17 protein-coding genes are annotated in these 20,237 nt (G+C 37.4%); 2 read left to right on the top strand and 15 right to left on the bottom strand.

The window, feature by feature from the left end; genetic code table 11:
• Positions 1-79: 79 nt before the first annotated feature.
• Positions 80-1,009: an alpha/beta hydrolase gene (locus IGK70_RS06795; protein WP_002357629.1), complete on the bottom strand. Its 930-nt coding sequence runs from the start codon at positions 1,007-1,009 to the stop codon at positions 80-82.
• A 194-nt stretch (positions 1,010-1,203) separates the two neighbouring features.
• Positions 1,204-2,295: a DUF871 domain-containing protein gene (locus IGK70_RS06790; protein WP_002360357.1), complete on the bottom strand. Its 1,092-nt coding sequence runs from the start codon at positions 2,293-2,295 to the stop codon at positions 1,204-1,206.
• Between the two features lie 181 nt (positions 2,296-2,476).
• Between IGK70_RS06790 and IGK70_RS06785 the strand changes: the two genes are divergently transcribed.
• The gene (locus IGK70_RS06785; protein ID WP_033625667.1) at positions 2,477-3,226 is read left to right on the top strand and encodes a peptidylprolyl isomerase; all 750 of its coding nucleotides are present in this window, start codon (positions 2,477-2,479) and stop codon (positions 3,224-3,226) included.
• Between the two features lie 43 nt (positions 3,227-3,269).
• Here the strand turns inward: IGK70_RS06785 and IGK70_RS06780 are convergent, their stop codons facing one another.
• The 5 genes from IGK70_RS06780 to obgE all read right to left on the bottom strand — a co-directional run bounded on the left by IGK70_RS06780 (position 3,270) and on the right by obgE (position 7,633).
• Positions 3,270-3,644, bottom strand: coding sequence for a YxeA family protein (locus tag IGK70_RS06780; protein WP_002357632.1), 375 nt, complete (start codon positions 3,642-3,644; stop codon positions 3,270-3,272).
• Between the two features lie 142 nt (positions 3,645-3,786).
• Positions 3,787-4,332, bottom strand: coding sequence for a TetR/AcrR family transcriptional regulator (locus tag IGK70_RS06775; RefSeq protein WP_162783013.1), 546 nt, complete (start codon positions 4,330-4,332; stop codon positions 3,787-3,789).
• 218 nt (positions 4,333-4,550) lie between these two features.
• A complete protein-coding gene (locus IGK70_RS06770) occupies positions 4,551-5,849 on the bottom strand; it encodes a PTS sugar transporter subunit IIC (protein WP_104855832.1) in 1,299 nt (432 codons plus the stop codon).
• Positions 5,850-5,875: 26 nt separating this feature from the next.
• Entirely contained in the window at positions 5,876-6,178 is a 303-nt protein-coding gene (locus IGK70_RS06765) for a hypothetical protein (protein ID WP_002357636.1), read from the bottom strand.
• A gap of 138 nt (positions 6,179-6,316) precedes the next feature.
• Positions 6,317-7,633, bottom strand: coding sequence for a GTPase ObgE (obgE, locus tag IGK70_RS06760; RefSeq protein WP_002384537.1), 1,317 nt, complete (start codon positions 7,631-7,633; stop codon positions 6,317-6,319).
• 287 nt (positions 7,634-7,920) lie between these two features.
• Here obgE and gap point away from each other — a divergent pair, with 287 nt between their 5' ends.
• On the top strand, positions 7,921-8,931 hold the full coding sequence (gene gap / locus IGK70_RS06755) for a type I glyceraldehyde-3-phosphate dehydrogenase (protein ID WP_002357638.1): 1,011 nt from the start codon (positions 7,921-7,923) through the stop codon (positions 8,929-8,931).
• A gap of 46 nt (positions 8,932-8,977) precedes the next feature.
• Here the strand turns inward: gap and fur are convergent, their stop codons facing one another.
• The 8 genes from fur to alsE all read right to left on the bottom strand — a co-directional run bounded on the left by fur (position 8,978) and on the right by alsE (position 20,193).
• Complete coding sequence (gene fur / locus IGK70_RS06750) at positions 8,978-9,427, bottom strand: ferric iron uptake transcriptional regulator (RefSeq protein WP_002357640.1); 450 nt, start codon at positions 9,425-9,427, stop codon at positions 8,978-8,980.
• Positions 9,428-9,542: 115 nt separating this feature from the next.
• Positions 9,543-10,424 (bottom strand): CvfB family protein, encoded by an 882-nt coding sequence (locus IGK70_RS06745; RefSeq protein WP_002361792.1) that lies wholly within the window; start codon positions 10,422-10,424, stop codon positions 9,543-9,545.
• 73 nt (positions 10,425-10,497) lie between these two features.
• Positions 10,498-12,561: a cell division site-positioning protein MapZ family protein gene (locus tag IGK70_RS06740; RefSeq protein WP_104855833.1), complete on the bottom strand. Its 2,064-nt coding sequence runs from the start codon at positions 12,559-12,561 to the stop codon at positions 10,498-10,500.
• 151 nt (positions 12,562-12,712) lie between these two features.
• The gene (gene rpoD, locus IGK70_RS06735; protein ID WP_002360364.1) at positions 12,713-13,819 is read right to left on the bottom strand and encodes an RNA polymerase sigma factor RpoD; all 1,107 of its coding nucleotides are present in this window, start codon (positions 13,817-13,819) and stop codon (positions 12,713-12,715) included.
• Positions 13,820-13,926: 107 nt separating this feature from the next.
• Complete coding sequence (gene dnaG, locus IGK70_RS06730; RefSeq protein ID WP_220421655.1) at positions 13,927-15,813, bottom strand: DNA primase; 1,887 nt, start codon at positions 15,811-15,813, stop codon at positions 13,927-13,929.
• Between the two features lie 316 nt (positions 15,814-16,129).
• Complete coding sequence (locus IGK70_RS06725) at positions 16,130-18,466, bottom strand: cation-translocating P-type ATPase (RefSeq protein WP_173963524.1); 2,337 nt, start codon at positions 18,464-18,466, stop codon at positions 16,130-16,132.
• A gap of 128 nt (positions 18,467-18,594) precedes the next feature.
• Complete coding sequence (locus IGK70_RS06720; protein WP_002357646.1) at positions 18,595-19,212, bottom strand: lysozyme family protein; 618 nt, start codon at positions 19,210-19,212, stop codon at positions 18,595-18,597.
• Positions 19,213-19,503: 291 nt separating this feature from the next.
• Positions 19,504-20,193 carry a D-allulose 6-phosphate 3-epimerase gene (alsE, locus tag IGK70_RS06715; RefSeq protein ID WP_010712440.1) on the bottom strand — a complete coding sequence of 230 codons (690 nt, stop codon included), beginning with the start codon at positions 20,191-20,193 and terminating at the stop codon, positions 19,504-19,506.
• Positions 20,194-20,237: the final 44 nt, after the last annotated feature.

Genomic DNA, 20,237 nt, shown 5'->3' with positions numbered 1-20,237 from the left:
AACAAAAGACTTGTTCACTAAGTCGTTAACTTAAGAACAAGTCTTTTGTTGTTGCTACTATTAGTAAAGAATAAATTTGTTATTTTATATATTTATCTAGAAAAGCAGCTACTGTTTCCTTATATTTTTCTGGGTTTTTATTATAAGCTTTCGCATGCTCTGCTCCAGGCACGACATATTTCTCTTTAGGTCCTTGGGTTGCATTATAAACTTCGTCTAACATACTAAACGGCACAAACGTATCATTTTCACCATGAATAAAGAGCATTGGTAAATGATTCTTTTGTAATTGTTTAACAGCGCTTGCTTCCCCAAAGAAATAGCCAGCTCTAAGTTTCGTAATCCCGCTAGTAACATTAACTAATGGGAAACTTGGTAAATTGAAAAGCTCTTTCAATTGATATTGCAACTCCTGATTGACTGTAGAATAGCCACAATCTTCCACAATGGCTTTCACGTTATCTGGTAATTTTTCCCCGCTCGTCATCATGACTGTGGCAGCACCCATACTGACACCGTATAAAGTGATTTGTTCTTGCTGACCATTTTCGGTTAAAACTTTCTCAATCCATTGGACATAATCTTTACGATCGGGCCAGCCGAACCCAATATAATCTCCTTGACTTTTCCCGTGACCACGCGCATCTGGAGCTAACACATTGTAGCCCCAATCATGATACATTTTCGCAAAAACAGACATCGTTTCTGCCGAACCCATATAACCATGCGCCATAATAACGGTACGATTACTTTTTTTGTCGGCTGGTAAATAAATAGCCTTTAGACGTAGCCCATCTTCTGAAGTAATTGACCATTCTTGTCGATTTTTGTCATCTTTAAACCACGCGCCTTCAGGTGTCTGGACCACTTTTGACCCTGGGGTATTCTCATTTATAAAGTCTTTCTTTCCTGGAACTACTGCATAATTATAAAAATATAAGCCTGCCGCAATTAAACCAATTGCAATTACTACAATAAGCGCAATCAAAATTTTTAACCATCGATTCATCTACGTACTCCTTTTATTTAAACTGTATGATTCATTATAAGTTGTCGCCCTTTTTTTGACAACTACCATTCAAAGATTCAGCCATCTTTCTTTACCACTACAATGAGACAATTTTGTTGCGACAAAAAAAGCATAGCACAAAAATATTACCTTTTACGCTATGCTCCACTTATCTATTTATAGGAAACTAAAAATTATTTATTTTCAATAAGTTTAAAACTTGACCATGGTTTCAAAAATTCTAATAAGAAACGTTCGTCATCAGAAATACGACCAACCACATTTACACGGCCATCATTTTTCATTTCTTTTAAAGCAATTTGTGTTTCCCCTTTGTATTGTCCATAGCCAACGTTGTCAATCAAGACATCGCCTCGAACAATATCTCTCGTTGTATGAGCTGGGAAAGGACGATCTTTATAGTAAACACGTGTCATTGTTGAACGCAAAACGTAATCAGAACGATCTCCACGATAACTGTGTAAGTTATCGAACAATGCAATTCTTTCATCTTCTGTGATTTCTGGTTCTGTATCCACTTTGATCGAAGGATACGGTGCATGAAAGGCTTCTGCCATTGCTGCTAATTCTGCTTCTGAGGCATAAGCATTTCCGACAGAAATATCATCGATTAATCCTGTTAAAACTAAATGCTTAACTTGCGTTGCAATTTCTAAATCGCGGTGGTCTTCCAAAGAACATAACCCATCTTGTGTCGGCCATGGCCCAAATGTAGCATCGTGTGAGTTCACAAACGCCATCGTATTTAAATTATATTTTCTAAATTTTTCTGAACAATAAACAAAATGCTCATAGCCTAAGCCTGTATAACGATGTGGATAGAAATTATGTGAGCCTAGTAAATTTTCTGTGTTTGGTGAGTAGGCCATAATATTATCTACATAACTTGTCCCTGAACTCATATTAATTTCAATTTTAATGCCATAAGGGTTTCTTGTCATATTCGCCTCTTCTTGCCCAGTAAAACCAAGATCTAAACGAATGCCGTAAGCGCCCATATCATGGAAAAATGATAAATCATCATAAGAGATGCCTAATTGTTCGAACAATGCAGGATTAATATCGACCATCACTTCCATACCTAATTGGTTGGCGTAATCTACGACTTTTTTAAACTCTGCTAATACCTTTTCCCGATCATCATTGATTTGCAATAAACTAGTAAAGACACGCTTAAAGCCGTATTTATGAGCCAAATCCAAATATGCTTTGTCCTTTTCAAATGTTGAACGTTCTGGATAAATTGAAATACCTAATTTTCCCATGTGATTGCCTCCTAAATTGTAAAACATAATAATGTATCTGCTTACATTGTAACAAAAAAAACAAAAGTGGTCTACACCTTTCCTATAGGAAATCTTATAAAAATTCCACTGGTTTGTTATCTTCTCTTTTGTTATGATAAAAAAGAACCTAATTGTCAGTGTGAAAGGAAGAGGAAAACAGATGAAACATAAGAAAATGCTTGCTGTTGCTTCAGTTGCAGCATTCACCTTGCTTTTAGCAGGCTGTAACACAACCAATAATAAAGGCACGACCGCAACGAGTGATTCTATCGCTAAATCCAGTGAAAGCAAAACAAAGGATTCGGTCGACTTAAATTCACTAGATTTACCACAACTAGATGACAAAGTTGCCGAAGATCAAGACTTAGTCCAAATGGTTACTTCAATGGGAAATATTGAAATCAAATTATTTCCTAAACAGGCTCCAAAAACTGTCGAGAACTTTATGAAACATGCCAAAGATGGCTATTATGATGGCTTGACTTTCCACCGCGTCATCAATAACTTTATGATCCAAGGTGGCGATCCTAGCGGTGATGGAACTGGCGGAAACAGCATCTGGAATAAACCATTTGAAGATGAATTTTCAAACCAGTTATATAACATTCGTGGCGCATTATCAATGGCGAATGCAGGACCTAATACTAACGGCAGTCAGTTCTTTATTGTCCAAAATACAGATGATCAATCTGATGGTCTTTTATATGATGATTATCCAAAAGCAATCATTGATGCTTACAAAAAAGGCGGCTATCCTTCTCTTGATAAAAAACATACTGTTTTCGGTCAAGTAACCAAAGGAATGGATATTGTCGATAAAATTGCCAAAGTCGAAGTTGGTGCCAACGATAAACCAAAAACCGATGTTAAAATTGAAAAAATCAATATTCTTCAAGAAGCAAAAAAATAACAAAAAGTCAGAACGTACGCTGAAGATACGTTCTGACTTTTTGTTATTTTTGAATCGCTTGTAATGCCTTTTCTGGTACTTGGTCTTGATTGACCTCTTCATACGTATTGATGTGGGCCCCTTTATTTGAGACTTTTAGATAATGATCTGTTTTTAATTCATGGTCCGCTGTGAAAGTTATTTCTCGCGTTTTGCCTTCCTCATCTGCGGCTACTTGCGTATAACTAGCAATTCCATAGCCATTAACGCTATCGGCTTTCTTTGTTTTAACATACACATTTCCTTCTTTAACCAATGGATTTAATTGATCTAACACACCAGCTAATTCGCCAGAGTTCTTCTCTGCGTAAAACTTGGCCCCAAATAAACCACCACCAATAACAATTGCTGTCACCACTAAAAATTTAATAAATTTCATCACATAAATCCTCCCGAGTAATTATTCTCTGTTACTTCTTCCAAAGTATAGCAAGTTTTAAACAATCCTTCCTCGGGCGCAACGACCAGTTTTTCCTCAGACTTATGTCGTATTTTTGTTATTTTGAATAAATAACAAAACACTACTCTTCTATCAATAATTGACTTAATAATTGAATTTCTTGATTCTTAGTTAAGTCAATTGTTTTCATTGTAACCGCTGTGGCTAAACCTAAATAGATTACCACCATTTTAGGAAATAATTCGACAAATTTTCCTTTGTCCATTTGTACATATTTTTTATCCAATAATAAACGCTCTTCAAAAAAAATTTGAAGCATCTGCTGCAATTCTTCTTCATAACCATGTGCTTTCATAAATAACGCCGTATAGATTTTTTGATGTTTTTGGGCAAATAATATAAAGTTCAGACCCAATGCAATCACTGGGTCTGAGGCACCGACATCTGCTTTATAAAATAATTGCATACGATGAAATAACGATTTAATTAAGGTTCGCTTTAAATCGTCCATGTTGACAAATTCTAAATAAATTGGCTGCGTAGAAATCCCCATAGTATCTGCAATATTTCTAGCAGTTAAATTAGAAAAACCTTTATCTACTAAAATTTTTTCAGCTACGTTTAAGATTTTTTCCTTTGTATATACCTTCGTTCTAACCATTTTCATACCCCTTTTCTCTTTTAGTTAACAATAACTTTATTATGTTCACACAAAAGAAAACCATTTTCATTATATATATAATATTTTACACTTTTTTATGCGTTTCTTTTCTCAAAATTTTCTATACATTTCAAAAAAATTGAGAATTTTCATCGCCTATAAACAAATAGGTCCAGAACAAAAGGTCATCACCTTTTGTTCTGGACACTAAACGGCTGCACTCTTTATTCTTCTATTTGTTTGCCTTGTTCTTTGGCAAGCTCATTTTTATCATAAGCTACAAAGAACGGATAGTAAATCAAGATGGCCACTAGAATTAAAACAATATTCAAAACAGCAGCACGCCAATCGCCGCCTGTCGCCATAAAGGCGCCAATTGGCCCTGGTAAGGTCCACGGTGCGGTAAAGACAACTTCACTTACTAAACCTAATTTAGTGGCAAACCAAGCAATCGTTGCTAAAACCATTGGTGCAAAGATAAAAGGAATCATTAAAATCGGATTTAAGACAATCGGTACACCGAAAATAACTGGCTCATTAATATTAAAAATAGACGGTGCTAAAATAGCTTTTCCTAGTTTTGAACCATATTCTGATTTTGCCCGAAAGGCTAATAATATAGCTAAACCAATTGTGGCTCCAGCACCACCAATCCAAATAAACCATTGGTAAAAAGGTTCTGCCGCAATCCGAGGTAATGCTTCGCCAGCTGCTTTAGCAGTCGTGTTTTCCTCTAATAGTTGTAGCCATAGAGGACGCGCCAACGATCCTACGATTGAAGCGCCGTGAATCCCAAAGAACCAGAAAAATGTGGTTAAAAAGACTAACAACAAGACACTCAATAAAGAGTCCGCTGCTTGAACTAGTGGTCCTACTAAGTTCCCTACAAATGTGTGCCAATCAAAGCCTAAATAATAAGTGATTGAACCAATCAATAACATGACAATTAACGTCGGAGTCAACGATTCAAATGAACGAGCAACAGCAGGTGGAACGTTATCAGGCATTGTAATTTTGAACTTAGACTTATATGTCACTCGATAGATTTCGACAGCAATAATTGACGTCACAATCCCGACAAACATCCCTGCACCACCCAAATTAGCCATTGGTAAAACAAACCCAGAAACGCCAGCTGCTTTACTGGCTTCTTCAGGAATCGCCACAGGTACTAATGTTAATAAAAAAGCAATCGTAGCCAAAATCCCTCCAGAGACTTGATCAAGATTATATGATTTCGCTAAACTAGCGCCAATGCCAAAAGTCGCATATAACGCCATAATGTACATTGTCATTCGGTAAGGCAGTAAAATTGTAGCAGCATTACTTGTTAAAAATTGAGTAATGCCCCAAGATTCTGGTAACGGCGGAAACGCAATAATTAGAAAAAAAGAACCGACAATAATTAAAGGTAATGTCGCAATAATCCCATCCCGCACCGCACGTAAATGGCGCTGATTGGCAATTTTAGCCATTGGTCCAGCTAGATGATTTTCAATCCAAACAGTCAGTTTATCTAACATAAATAACACTCTCCTCTGTTTTTCTCTTAAAAAATAACTCCTTTAATCAGCCATAAATAAGAGATAAGCTCTAATAAAATAAGAGAAATTAAAAACAACCAAATAAAACGCTTACAAAAACCTGTTTTCGTTTCAATAAAATAATGACTATACGCTAACGCAAAAGCAATCCCAACAGGCAAAAAAATCATGGCACCAATATTAAACGGCAGATTGAAAGTCCATAATAAAACACTCGGCAACAGGACACCACATAAGAGCCCCATACTAAAAAGAAAACCAGCACTTTTAACTGAAAACTTAGGAACCATTGCTTGATTGTTTTCCATTTCAATTTCGCTCCTTTCGTTTGTTATTTTGTTACATTTAAAATTATAAGCTATTAAAAATATTATTTCAATCTATTCGCTGATTTAATACTAATTTTAAAATAAAAAACCAGTTCACTGAGTGAACTGGTTTTATGCTTATTCGACAAATTCAAATTCAAAATTACCAATCCGAACAATGTCGCCATCTTTCGCGCCACGTGCTCGTAATGCCTCATCGACACCCATACCACGTAATTGACGTGCAAAACGCATTACTGTTTCATCATGATCGAAATTCGTCATTTCAAATAATTTTTCTAATTTTTCACCAGATAAAACCCATGAAGCATCTGGTTCACGATCAATCGTAAATTCTGGACCTTCTGGTTGGAAGCCATAACGAACGGTTTCTTCCTCTACTACTTCATCTTCATATAATGGGAATTCAGGCGTTACTTCCAACAAGTCAGCTGTTGCATTTAATAAAGGTTCAATACCTTTACGAGTAACCCCAGAGATTGGGAAAATAGGTAGCTCATCAGCATACTCATCTGTGCGTTCCTTCGCAAGTTGCTCTTTAAATTTCGCTAAATTCTCTTCTGCTTCAGGCATGTCCATTTTATTGGCAACAATAATTTGAGGTCGCTCCATCAAACGTAAATTGTGTGAAGCCAATTCTTTATTGATTGCCAAATAATCTTCATAAGGATCGCGTCCTTCCATGCCACTCATATCAATGACATGTAAAATAACACGCGTCCGTTCAATGTGGCGTAAGAACTGTGTTCCTAAGCCGACACCTTGAGAAGCTCCTTCAATTAAGCCTGGCAAATCTGCTGCAGCAAAGCTTCGACCATCACTAGTAGTCACCATCCCTAAGTTTGGAACTAACGTCGTAAAATGATAGGCACCAATTTTCGGACGAGCGGACGAGATAACAGAGAGTAACGTTGATTTTCCTACAGAAGGAAACCCAACTAAGCCAACATCTGCTAAGACTTTTAATTCTAATTCGATTTTACGTTCTTGGCCCGGTTCGCCGTTTTCGGCAATTTCTGGTGCAGGGTTTCTTGGGGAAGCAAAGCGAATATTCCCGCGACCACCGCGTCCGCCTTTTGCTACTACTAAGGTCTGACCATTCTCAATTAAATCCCCAATTAAAGCTCCAGTTTCTGCATCACGAACTGTTGTACCTGGTGGAACTTTGACAAGTAAATCTTCTGAACCACGACCATGCATTCCTTTACTCATACCATTTTCTCCAGGTGTCGCTTTAAAATGACGATTAAACCGGAAATCCATTAATGTGCGTAATCCTTCTTCAACAACTAAAACAACGTCGCCACCGCGACCGCCATCACCACCAGCGGGACCCCCGTCTGGTACATATTTTTCTCTACGGAAAGCAACCATTCCGTCGCCGCCTTTACCAGCTTTGACATCAATCGTCACTTGATCTAAAAACATGGACATATAATTTGTCCTCCTATTCTACTTCTACTATCTTTAATCACCTCAAAAAGCGTGATTCGAAAGTCTTTATTATTGTATCGGGAAAACAACCGTTTGTCTAGCAATTCTAGTTAGTTATCGTTGGAAAAAGCAAAATTTCTCATAAATCTTTCGCTTTCTTTTTGTCGCTTCGCTATCAGTCTTTTGACAAAAAAATTTTAGAGGTTCATACTATAGATAGTTGAAGAAAATCACTTTTTCAGCAAGGGTCCAAAGAAACACAAACATCTAAAGGAGGAATTTTTGTTATGACAGTCAAAGTAGGAATTAACGGTTTTGGAAGAATTGGTCGTTTAGCCTTTCGCCGAATAAAAGAAGTTTCTGATGATATTGAAGTTGTGGCTATCAATGATTTGACTAGCCCAACAATGTTGGCTCACTTATTACAATTTGACTCTACGCATGGCACCTATCCTGGCACCGTGACAGCCACTGAAAATGGCATTGTTGTTGACGGCGAAGAAACCCGTGTCTACGCAGAACCAGATGCAAGTAAAATCCCTTGGGTTAAAGAAAACGGAGTAGACATTGTCCTTGAATGTACAGGTTTTTATACTTCTGAAGAAAAAGCACAAGCTCATTTAGATGCAGGTGTGAAACGTGTGGTTATCTCTGCTCCTGCAGGCGCAATGAAAACAATCGTTTACAACGTCAATGATGATACACTTGATGCCAACGATAAAATCATTTCTGCTGGTTCATGTACGACAAACTGTCTAGCACCGATGGCTTACTTCTTAAATAATGAATTCGGTATTGAAGTTGGTACCATGACAACTGTCCATGCCTACACATCAACACAAATGCTATTAGATGGCCCTGTTCGTGGCGGAAATCTTCGTGCGGCACGCTCTGCTGCAGACAATACTATTCCCCATTCAACTGGTGCTGCTAAAGCAATTGGCTTAGTTATTCCAGAACTTAATGGAAAATTACAAGGCCATGCCCAACGTGTTCCCGTTGTGGATGGATCCTTAACAGAATTAGTTAGCATTTTAAAAACAAAAGTAACAGCTGATCAAGTAAATGAAGCAATGAAAAAACACACCATTGATAACCCTTCTTTCGGTTATGATGATCGTGAAATTGTTTCTGGGGACATAATCGGCACGACAGAAGGTTCGATTTTTGACCCAACGCAAACAGAAGTAACGACAGCTGGCGATTTCCAGTTGGTGAAAACTGTGGCTTGGTATGACAATGAATATGGTTTTACTTGCCAAATGATTCGCTTATTGGAAAAATTCGCTAATTTATAATGCCAATAAAAAACTGCCTTGCATAAATTAATGCAAGGCAGTTTTTTTAATGTTTACTTTGACAACTTTGACAAATACCATGAAAAGTTAAGCGATGATCTTTGACTAAAAAATGATACCGACTTTCAACAATTTGCTCTACTTCACCAAGCAAGTCTTCTTCCACTTCCTCAATTGTGCCACATTCTAAGCATAACAAATGGTGGTGAAAGTGTTTGGCGCCTTCTTTTCTTAAATCATAGCGAGCTAAACCATCGTTAAAGCTCACTTTATCAACGACTTTTAAGTCTGTTAAAATTTCTAGCGTTCGATAGACTGTTGCTAGACCAATTTCCGGACTTTTTTGTTTTACCAAGAAGTAAATTTCTTCTGCTGATAAATGATCTTTTTCATTTTCCAATAATACAAGTACGGTTGCTTCCCGTTGTGGTGTTAATTTAAAGCCTGATTCATGTAATTGTTTTTTTGTCTTTTTTAAAGCAGCAGTCGAATCCATTATTACAGCTCCTTGTTTAGAATGATTACAAATTAAGAAACTTAATTTATCAATCAAATTAAAATAATTATAAAAGAAATAACTGTAATTTGCAAGATATTCTCAATTAGCTACCTTAATTTTTTTCTTTTGATTGTTCCAACGAGCCAATTAGAATTGTTTTACCATCTTCTTGTTTAATTAATTTTTGTTTCATTAAATGGCCTAAGGCGCGTTTAAATTGAGCTTTACTAATGCCAAAGGTTTGTTTAATTTCATCAGGGCTTGATTTATCGGTGAAAGGAATTTGGTGATCGTTTGCTCTTTCTAAGAAAGTTAGAATCATTAACGCATCATCGCTGATTACTTCATGACTTCTTGGTTTTAACGAAAGATTCAATACGCCGTCCGGCCGCACGCCAATCACACGTCCCACTACTTTTTCACCTAAACGTGGTTCCTGGAATCGTTCAGAAGGATGGATAAATCCAATGTATAAATCATCAGTTAAAATATACGTTCCTGCAAGTTTCAGACGATACACATGCCCGGTTAAGTTTTGGTTTTGCATTTCAGCATTCCCACGTTTTGCCATTGCTTTAAAGACTTTTTCATCTGCTAATTCGCCCCAAATGCGGTCTTTACTGTCCACTTTTAAAGTAACCATTACTCGGTCTTCTTTTTTAGGCCAAAGTTCCCGCATAGTTGGTAATTCATCCAACGAAATAACAACATCTTTATCTGGTAAGCCAACATCCACAAAAACACCTAAATCACGTCTCGTTCCTGTGACAGTACCAAAGCCATAGCTACCAATGCGCACAGTAGGAATTGTAGTTGTCAGTGCTGGCTCTTGTTTTTGATTTAAATAACCAAAGCCTTCTACAGCCTCTCCTATGGCATGCGTACCTTCTTCTTTTTTTAAACGGAATGTGATGCCATTTTTTTGAACAAAATAAAATTGTTCATTTTCATCGACCACAATGCCGGTAAATGTTGTTGCTAGTAATTCTCTCATTTATCATTAACTCCTCAAGGAAAATCAATCGAACAAAAGATTTCCGCTTTTGTTCGATTGTTTCTATTTTCTTTTATTGCCCTGCATTACGAGAAGCGTTCCCTTTGAACCAACCTGTTTTAGCATTGATTGTAACTAAATACATGTGAACATTTTTCTCTGTAGTGCCTTCTAATAATTTTGATTGATTGTTTGTTGCATAAAGATTGTAGTAACCTTCGCCATTCACAATTTTGGCAGGTTCTAAAGAATATCCGCCAGGAACCACATAGCCACGAGCAATCACTGTGTCTAAGACTTTTTCTTTCACACCTGGTGCCCATGTCCACGCTGGATTGCTACTATCAGCGATATCGGTAGCATCTGGCGCATAAAGCGGACTAGTGTACACCCCGTCACTGTTCGGTGCCGTGTAGCCATTCGCTTCTGTTTTTGCTGTTTCTTCCTTCTTAGCGTTCTCTTTTTTCGCGGCAGCAGCTTGTTTCGCTTGTTCTTCTGCTTGTTTTGCTTGCTCTGCGGCAGCTTGTTCTTCTGCAATTCTTTTCTGTTCTTCTTCAACCTTGGTTAACGCTTGGTCAGCTGTCGTGACTTGTTTGATCAGTTCTTTTTTCAGCTTATCACTTGTTACTTTATCTACTTCTGCCTTAGCAGCTTGATACGTGTCTCGATTCAGCTGATTGGTAGTTTTTCCATCTTTATAAATGACCTCAACCGCTTTTTTAGCTTTTTGTAATTGGTTGTATTGTTGGTTCGCTTGATCGATTGCTTGGTTCATCAATTGGTCAAACGGATCATTTCCTGTTAATTTCTTTACGGAAATTGGTTGATCAGCAGCTAGAATCGCCGGTTTCAACTCATTGCCATTGACAATCGGGGCCTCAAATAATTGGTTGATTTGTTGAATGGTTTGTTGTTTCTCTTTCAATGTTTGAATTTGTTTATTTAATTGAGAATACTCTTCTGAATCTTTAATTTCCGCGACTTGTTTTGAGAGTTTTTCTGGACTAACAGTCACCATATCGGGTTTAATAAAAACTTGCTCCTTTGTGGTATAAAAGGCTGCTAGTTCATCTTTCAGCGTATCTGTTTTCTTGGATAGTGCCGCCGCCTCTTGCGCGGCAGCTTTTTGCGTTTGATCATGATACGCCCAAGCACTACCTCCAGCTAATAAAACAACCGCAAGCGCAACGAAAGCCACTTTTTTTGATGGTTTCTTTGGAGCAGGCGCTGGTTGAGCATTCCCAGTTTCATTCATCGGTGGTATCACACCTGAATCTGAAACTTTTTCCTCGGTTGTATCAGCTTCGCTCGGTTCCTCTAGCGACGCTGCACTTGTTAACCCTTCTTCAGAATCTGAAATGGATTCAGTTGGTGTTTCGGCTTGGGTTAATACTGCCTCACCGCTGTTTTCTAACTCTTGGGTCTCTGCTGTTTCTTCTGATGGATTTTCAGACATTTCTGTATCTGCTCGATGCGCTTGAATATAAGCTTGCAAAGTTTCGTTTGGTGTTACATCTTGATCTTCTATCGGTGGTTGTGAAAAAATTTCTTCTTCAGAAGTGGTAGAGATAACTTCAGTTCCTGAAATCTCTGTTAAAGCTTCCTCTTCTGACTTCACTGTCTCAGATACCTCAGCTGTTTCTGCTTCAACAGTAGTTGTTTCTTCTGTTGTTTCCTCTAAATTAACTGCTTCGTCCGTTGCTAGTTTTTCTTCTGTTGAATGAGTAGGCATCGCTTCTGTCGCTGGTATCGTTTCCTCCACCGAATCATGAGTCTCCTCACTAGCCCCTTCTTGAAGCACTGCTTCTGAATCAGAAACATCCTCTGAATCAGAGACTATTAAGTTATCTTCTATCGACTCTTCTTTTTTGTCATCATTACTTTCTTCTTCAGGTGATTCGCCAAACAGTTCCATCACATGGCCTAAGCTCATATCTTTTAACTCAGACCATTCAATATTCTCATTTAATTGATCTTCATGTTGTTCATTTTCCTGTGTTTTAAAATCTATATTTGTTGAAGTCGTTTCCGCTTCTTCTTTATCAACTGTTGTGTCAGTTAGTGAATAGCCACATGTTGGGCAGGTCGTTAATTCTGCATCGAATTCGTTCCCGCACTTCGGACATTTCTTTGTCATTCTTCCGCCTCACATTCTGCTAATATTCCATTACTTCTAATTTACCACAACTTGCGCCTTCTTCCAATAACTAGCAATGACATTTAGAGACTTTTTAAAAATCAAAAGCGGCTCTTCTCGCATGCACGAAAAGAGCCGCTAAACGGTATGTTTATTCTAAAAAGTCTTTTAATTGTTTTGAACGAGAAGGATGTCTTAGTTTTCTTAACGCTTTTGCTTCAATTTGACGAATACGTTCGCGAGTGACACCGAAAACTTTTCCGACTTCTTCTAGCGTACGTGTCCGACCATCATCTAAACCAAAACGTAAACGTAAAACATTTTCTTCACGGTCTGTTAAAGTATCCAGAACATCTTCTAGTTGTTCTTTTAACAATTCGTAAGCTGCATGTTCAGCAGGACTTGTAGCATCTTGGTCTTCAATGAAATCACCTAAATGTGAATCATCTTCTTCACCAATTGGTGTTTCTAAAGAGACTGGCTCTTGTGCGATTTTTAGGATTTCACGAACTTTTTCTGTTGGTAAATCCATTTCCGCACCAATTTCTTCTGGCGTTGGTTCTCTACCTAAATCTTGCAATAGTTGGCGTTGAATCCGAATCAATTTATTGATTGTTTCAACCATGTGAACAGGAATTCGAATTGTTCTAGCTTGGTCCGCAATTGCCCGCGTAATCGCTTGACGAATCCACCAAGTAGCATACGTAGAGAATTTGAACCCTTTACGGTAGTCAAATTTTTCAACAGCTTTCATTAAGCCCATATTACCTTCTTGAATTAAATCCAAGAATTGCATACCACGACCTACATATCGTTTGGCAATTGAAACAACCAAACGTAAGTTAGCTTCTGCTAAACGTTGTTTTGCTTCTTGATCGCCTTCTTCAATTTTAAGTGCCAATTCAACTTCTTCTGCAGCAGTTAATAATTGAACGCGCCCAATTTCTTTTAGGTACATACGCACGGGATCATTAATTTTAACACCTGTTGGCGCAGATAAGTCTTCTGCTTGGGCCTTTTCCGCTTCTTTTTCATCTTTTTTCAAGCTATGTTCACTTGGGTCTCCATTTTCATCGACTACGCTGATACCAGCATCTTCAACTTTTTGGATTAATTTTTCCATAGCTTCTGCATCCAAAGTATACGGTGTGGCTAATTGATTCGCTAAATCATCATAAACCACTGTTCCTTTAGGCTTGTTTTCTTTGATAAATGCTGCCACTGCAGCTTCATATTTTTTACTTGTTTCTTTTTCCATGAAAGAAGGCCCCCTTCATTTTTCGGTTCACGCTTGAAATAACTGATAAATCACCGGGACTTATCAAAATAAAATGAACAAAACGCTTAGTTCTATTCATTTATTACTTAAGTAAATGTTCGTTGAGCTTTAAGCTGTCGAGCCAATTGGATAATCTCCATTGTTAATTCGGCTTCAAGCTGTTGGTTGCCCACTCGTTTTGCTTCTTGCTGTTGAATCTTTTTCTGCTCAATTGCCTCTGCAATACTTGATAAGGCAATTACATGTAATAAATCGGCAACTTCTCGCTCAGAGCTTTCTTCCGATAAATTCTGATACGCAATTTCAATTGCTAATTGTTTGGTTTGATTATCTTGCAAAAAATTAATAAAATCGGCAATGTCGAAACTTTGATGCAGTGTCGCATAACTTTCTAGCAAGAAATATAATTCTTGGTATTCATCATGAGCGAACGAAAAATCTGACAATTGTTGAACGGTTTGCCGTACTCCTTGTTCATTCATTAAACGAAATAATAAAGAACGTTCTGCTTTTTGAACTTGTGTTAACGGTAACTTGTTCTGGACGTGATTCTCTTCAAAAACAGGTTCTTCCATTGGTGGTGGCATCATTTCATCTTGATAAAATTGTTGCCTTTCTTGCCGTTGGACTGAACGTTGCTCTTGCTTCAATTGATTGAATTGCTCTTCCAGACTATGAACAGAAAGTTGAAATTCCTGAGCAATTTGGTTTAAATAACGATCACGTTCCAAGGGAGATTGAACATTGGTTAACTCCCGTAACAATTCGTTCACATAATCCAATTGTTCTTTTTCGTTATTCATGTTTCTAGTTAACCGATGATAATTCATTTTAAAACTAAAAACTGTTTCTCGGCCATGATTGGCTAAATTTTGAAAAGCTTCTGCGCCATATTTCCGCACATATTCATCAGGATCCAGCTTTTCAGGGATGCTGACAATACTCAAGTCAAAATGACTGTTTTCTTGCAATAATTGAATCGCACGGTTTGTGGCTTGAACACCGGCATTATCGCCATCGTAACAAATAACTACTTCCTTAGCGACCCGTTCCAAACGCCGAATTTGTTCATTGGTCAAACTAGTCCCCATTGAAGCCACACCACTTTTTACGCCTGATTGCCAAGCAGCGATAACATCCATGAATCCTTCAAAAAGCAAGACTGTATTTTCTTTACGAATTTCTTTTCTGGCTCTATCAAAGTTAAACAGCGTTTCTCGCTTATTAAAAAGTGTTGTTTCAGGACTATTCAAGTATTTAGGCATCTCATCCCCTGGAAAATCAGCTGTTTTTAACAAGCGACCAGAAAAGGCGATGATATTGCCTTGGGGATCATTAATTGGAAACATGATTCGTTGATAGAAACGATCCAAAAACGTACCGTTATCTCTTTGGACAAACAGCCCAGAAGGCTCAAAAAGCGTTTCATCCAGTTGTTCATTTTTAAAAACTTGACTTAAGAAATCACGTTTTTGCGGCGCAAATCCAATTTGAAAGGTCTCAATTAGTTCTTGTGTTAACCCCCGCTCTAATAAATAGTTTAATGCGGGTTCGCCAATTTTAGTATTCACTAAAATATGATGGTAAAGTTCTGCGGCTTTACTATGCAGTTGTAACAAACTCCGTCTTTGTTGGTTTTCTGGGGTATCCGCTACTTCACGCGGCTCTGACCAATCAAAGTCCACAGATAAATGTTCCAAATCTGCAACACGTTTCACGGATTCTGGAAAACTAATGCCTTCAATTTCTTGCAAGAAATTAAAAACAGTTCCACCTTTCCCGCAGCCAAAACAGTGAAAAATTTGTTTGTCTTCTGCTACTGAAAATGAAGGGGAACGTTCTTCGTGAAACGGACATAAACCCATATAATTTTTACCGGATTTTTTTAACTGGACATACTGCCCAATAATATCTACTATATTCGTTCGGTGACGAACTTCCTCAATGACTTCCTGAGGAATGCGTTGTGCCATTGTCCTCACCTCCTAAGAATAGCATTGTGCTAACTCATGTGATTGACCGTTTAAAAAACGCACTGTCATTTCAGTGCGAATTCCAATGGACACATTTACACATGATTTATTGTATCACATAATCGCTGTTTTTCAAGTATCTTGTTTCAACTCAACAAAAAAAGAAAGTATCTAGGACAAAAGTCATCCTGACTCCTGCCCCAGACACTAACTCTTAAAATAATCAGTTAAACATCAAGCTTGCTCCGACTTCCTTCAAGATTTAAAGAAGAACTGCATTTCTGGAGACGAATACTTTTAGCTCAACCTCTATTTTTTATAAATCTTTAATTGTTTTTCCAGCACGTTTCATTTGTACGAAACCAATTGCTACACGCACCACAATATTAATGGCCATCATAATAAAGAAGAGACCCATTGTTTGCGAAGTTAAGAAACCAATTTCTAAAATGTTGTGGAATAACATAGCTGCTACATAAATACCAATAATAGTACTGAAAACCAAGAAAATGCGTAATGGATTGAAAGGCAGACATGCTCGAACAACAGCCATACAGCTAATTCCAACTAATAAATAATACATTAACGTCGTGGTGTCTAAAGAAGAAAATCCTTGATTTTGTCCAATCAGATAAACAGCAATGATATTCGCTACAACTAAAAGCGCATTAACAGACGCATTTTTCAAAGCCGTTGGTAAAAACTTCCCGACAACTTTTCGTTTGTCCCCTTCGAAAGATAAGAAGAAGGCTGGATACCCTTCAATTGCTAAATCAATCAAGGTCACTTGAATCGGAATGAACGGGAACGCAATGGCTGTTAAGGCACAAATGATTGAGAGAATAAACGAATAAATCGTTTTAATGAAGAAAACGCTGGAAACTCGAGTTACATTATTTACCACACGCCGTCCTTCAAACAAGACATCTGGTAACGTTGTAAAATCAGAATCTAGTAAAACTAGATTAGAAATTTGCCGAGTAGCGCCATCTCCTTCTGCCATAGCGATACTACAATCCGCTTCTCGTAACGCCAAAACATCGTTGACGCCATCGCCGGTCATCGCCACCACATGCTCTGTGTCTTTCAACTCACGTACAATGGTTCGTTTTTGCTGAGGAGATACACGTCCGAACACCGTGTATTGCTGAACTGCTTCACGCACTTCTGCTTCTGTCGTTTTGGTCGACAAATCAATATAAGACTCATAACCGGGTAGCCCAGCACGACGAGCAATATTTGAAACAGTCACCGGATTATCACCAGAAATTACTTTTAAGTCGATTCCTTCTTCTTTTAGATAAGCCAGTGTTTCTTTGGCATTTTGGCGAATTGGATCGTCAATTTCTAGAATTGCTAATGGCTCTAAATAAGGCATTTTGGTTTCGTTTAACGGTTGTTGTTCCGCAATGGCTAACATCAAGACGCGATAACCATTCTCTTGTGCTGTAAAAACAGCTTCTGGCAACCGACTATCGTCTACCAAACGCTCAGGAGCCCCTAAATAAACTGTCCCAATTTCTGGAAATTCAATAGCCCCCCATTTTCGTTCAGAAGAAAAAGCCAAGACTTCTTTTGCGCCAAATCGATTGGATACTTCATAATGATCACGAATTGCTTGCATTGTAATATTATTATCCGTACTTTCAGATAGGTAGCTTCCGATAATCTGTGGGAAGAGTTCTTCATATTTGTCATGCAAGATAATCGCCTTTTGCACTTTCATTTTACCTTCTGTAATCGTTCCAGTTTTATCTAAACACAAAGTGTCCACATGGGCCAATGTTTCAATTGAGTACATATCTTGTACTAGAATACGTTTTTTGGCTAACTTAATGACACCTGTTGTCAGCGCAATACTAATTAATAGTACTAATCCTTTTGGTAACATCCCTAACAAAGCAGCTGCAGAAGCAACAACAGATGTTTTAATGCCAGCATCTCTTAGCCAAAAAGCTTCAACAAATAAAATAATCCCTAGAGGAATAATCACCCAACTTGTAAATTTAGAGACTTTACGAATCGAATTGACTAACTCTGATTGAATTGGTTTATGCACTTTAGCTTCTTGGGTGATTTTCACAGCATAGTTTTCGGCACCAACGTGGATAACACGGGCATAGGCTTGTCCGCTAACAATGAAACTTCCAGAAAGCAAGGTATCGCCGATTTCCTTTTCAATTAAATCTGATTCACCTGTTAACAACGCTTCATTCGCTTCGACTTTACCGTCAATAACTTCCATATCAGAAGGAACTTGTTCCCCTGCAGAGATAATAACAATATCTTCCATAACTAGTTCTTTTGTATCAATTTCTTGTTGTACGCCATTTCGAACAACATGAACATTTTCTTTTGCCACAATAGATAATTTTTGAACTAAATTACGGGCATGAATTTCTTGGAAAATCCCGATTGACATGTTCACAATAATAATCGCTAAGAAAGCCAGATTGGAATACGCTCCGACAAATAGTAAACAAACAGCGATTGCAAAGTTTAAAAAGTTGAATAACGTCATGACGTTATCAAAAATAATATCTTTTGTAGATTTTGCTACATTTTCCTCATAATTATTTTGAAGGCCTAACTCTTTCTGCTTGGCAACTTCTTCTGTACTTAACCCTTTTTTCAGGTCGACTTTATTCAACATCCAGCTCTTTCCCTACCTTTTCAATTAATCAGTTACATCCCTTCTAGTTTACTTGCATTTTCATGAAACTGCAAGAAAAGCCTAAAAAATTCCTGTAAGTTGAAAGAATTCTTTAGACTTTTCTCGTTTTAATTTAACTTTTCAATAAACCAACGATTCATTTTGACAATTTCCGCATAGAACATATTGCCACCATTTTGATAAAGGTAACCACCATTGTAAACTAACGCTTGCCAACGATAATAACGATATTTCGTATTTTGGTCATTCCCTAGCAACGGTGAAAGGACTTCTCTTGAATATTCTTCTGCTAACTCTGTCGTGTGTTTCCCGCCGCGTTCTTTAACAAACTGAATATAATCCAGTCCATAATTATATGCTTGTACGCCTGTCCACTCATCACAGCCAGCTTCTTTTGCTTTCGCTAACGCTTCCGCGAGAAATTTTACGCCATGCGCGATACTTTCTTCTGGTGTTTCAATCACTTCTTGTTGTCCATAAACACTTTCACTGCTCTGCATAATATCGCCAGATTTCCCTTTAGATTCTGTATAGATAATCGCTAAAGCTAATGTTTTGTATTCAGGTATTTTATTTTTTTTGACTTCTGCTTCTACTTGTTTTTCAAAGGTCATTACCGTTTCAACATTTTGATGTATTTTATAGCCAAGATAGCCAAGACCAGCAACTAAACCAACAAACAAAAGTAGCATGATTTTATAAATTATTTTTCTTACTCTACGCATCGAATCATCCAAACTTTTTCTTTTAAGATACGTTCTATGTTACTTGAAATAACTGAAAAAAGCGAAGTTTTTGTTACTTCTTTAGTTTTATTTAATAAAAGTAACTTTTTTGTGAACAAACCGTAACTTCGCAAGATTGAACGTTTTCACCTAGAATAGAATAACAAGTAATTTTGTTCTATTGACGCTTATTTATTGCATCAAAAAAAGCCCAGATAAGAATGAACAAAATTCTTTTCTAGGCTTGACTTTATACAACTTATCTATTCTTTTAACAAACAGTCAAATGTTTTATGGAATTTTTTTCCCAGTCATTTCTTTATAGTCTCTACTCATCATTTTCCAAGCTTTTTCAATATCTTCATCTAATCCAAATAATCCGCTTCTACCAACAATATAAATATCAGGTCCTGCAGCATCAATTCGCTTAAATGAATTTCTATTCGATGAGCCATCCATTTCAATTACATAACGATAACTTTTTTCTTCACGTAAATTACGAAGAGCAACAATTTTATCAAGTGTTCCTTCAATAAATCGTTGGCCAGCAAAGCCTGGATCAACGGTCATGATTGTGATTTTATCCAACAATTCAATATATGGAAAGATTGATTCAATAGGCGTTTCGGGATTAAGGACGATCCCTGCTTTAAGATTAGCATTGTGAATTTGGTCAATTAGGCGAAATGCTAGACCATCTAAAACCTCTGCATGCATACAAATCCATTCACATTTGATATCTACTAGTTGTTGTACCCAAAAGCTTGGATTCGTAACCATTAAATGGGCAGATACTGGGAGCTTCGAAATTTTTCTTAACTCCTCAATAAACCACGGAGATAGCGTGATATTTGGCACATAGTGACCATCCATAATGTCTATGTGATACGAAGCAACATGATCATTCAAAAAGGTGATTTGCTGTTTAAACTTGTCCAAATCCATCGTCATTAGTGACGGAGAAAATTCAACTTTGTTCATTCTAATTTTCAACTCTTTCTATCTGATTATTTGGTTGATGTTTT

The sequence above is a fragment of the Enterococcus sp. DIV0358 genome (genome assembly GCF_051713465.1).
Taxonomy (GTDB): Bacteria; Bacillota; Bacilli; order Lactobacillales; family Enterococcaceae; genus Enterococcus; species Enterococcus faecalis.
This window is presented reverse-complemented; position numbering and strand designations above follow the sequence as displayed.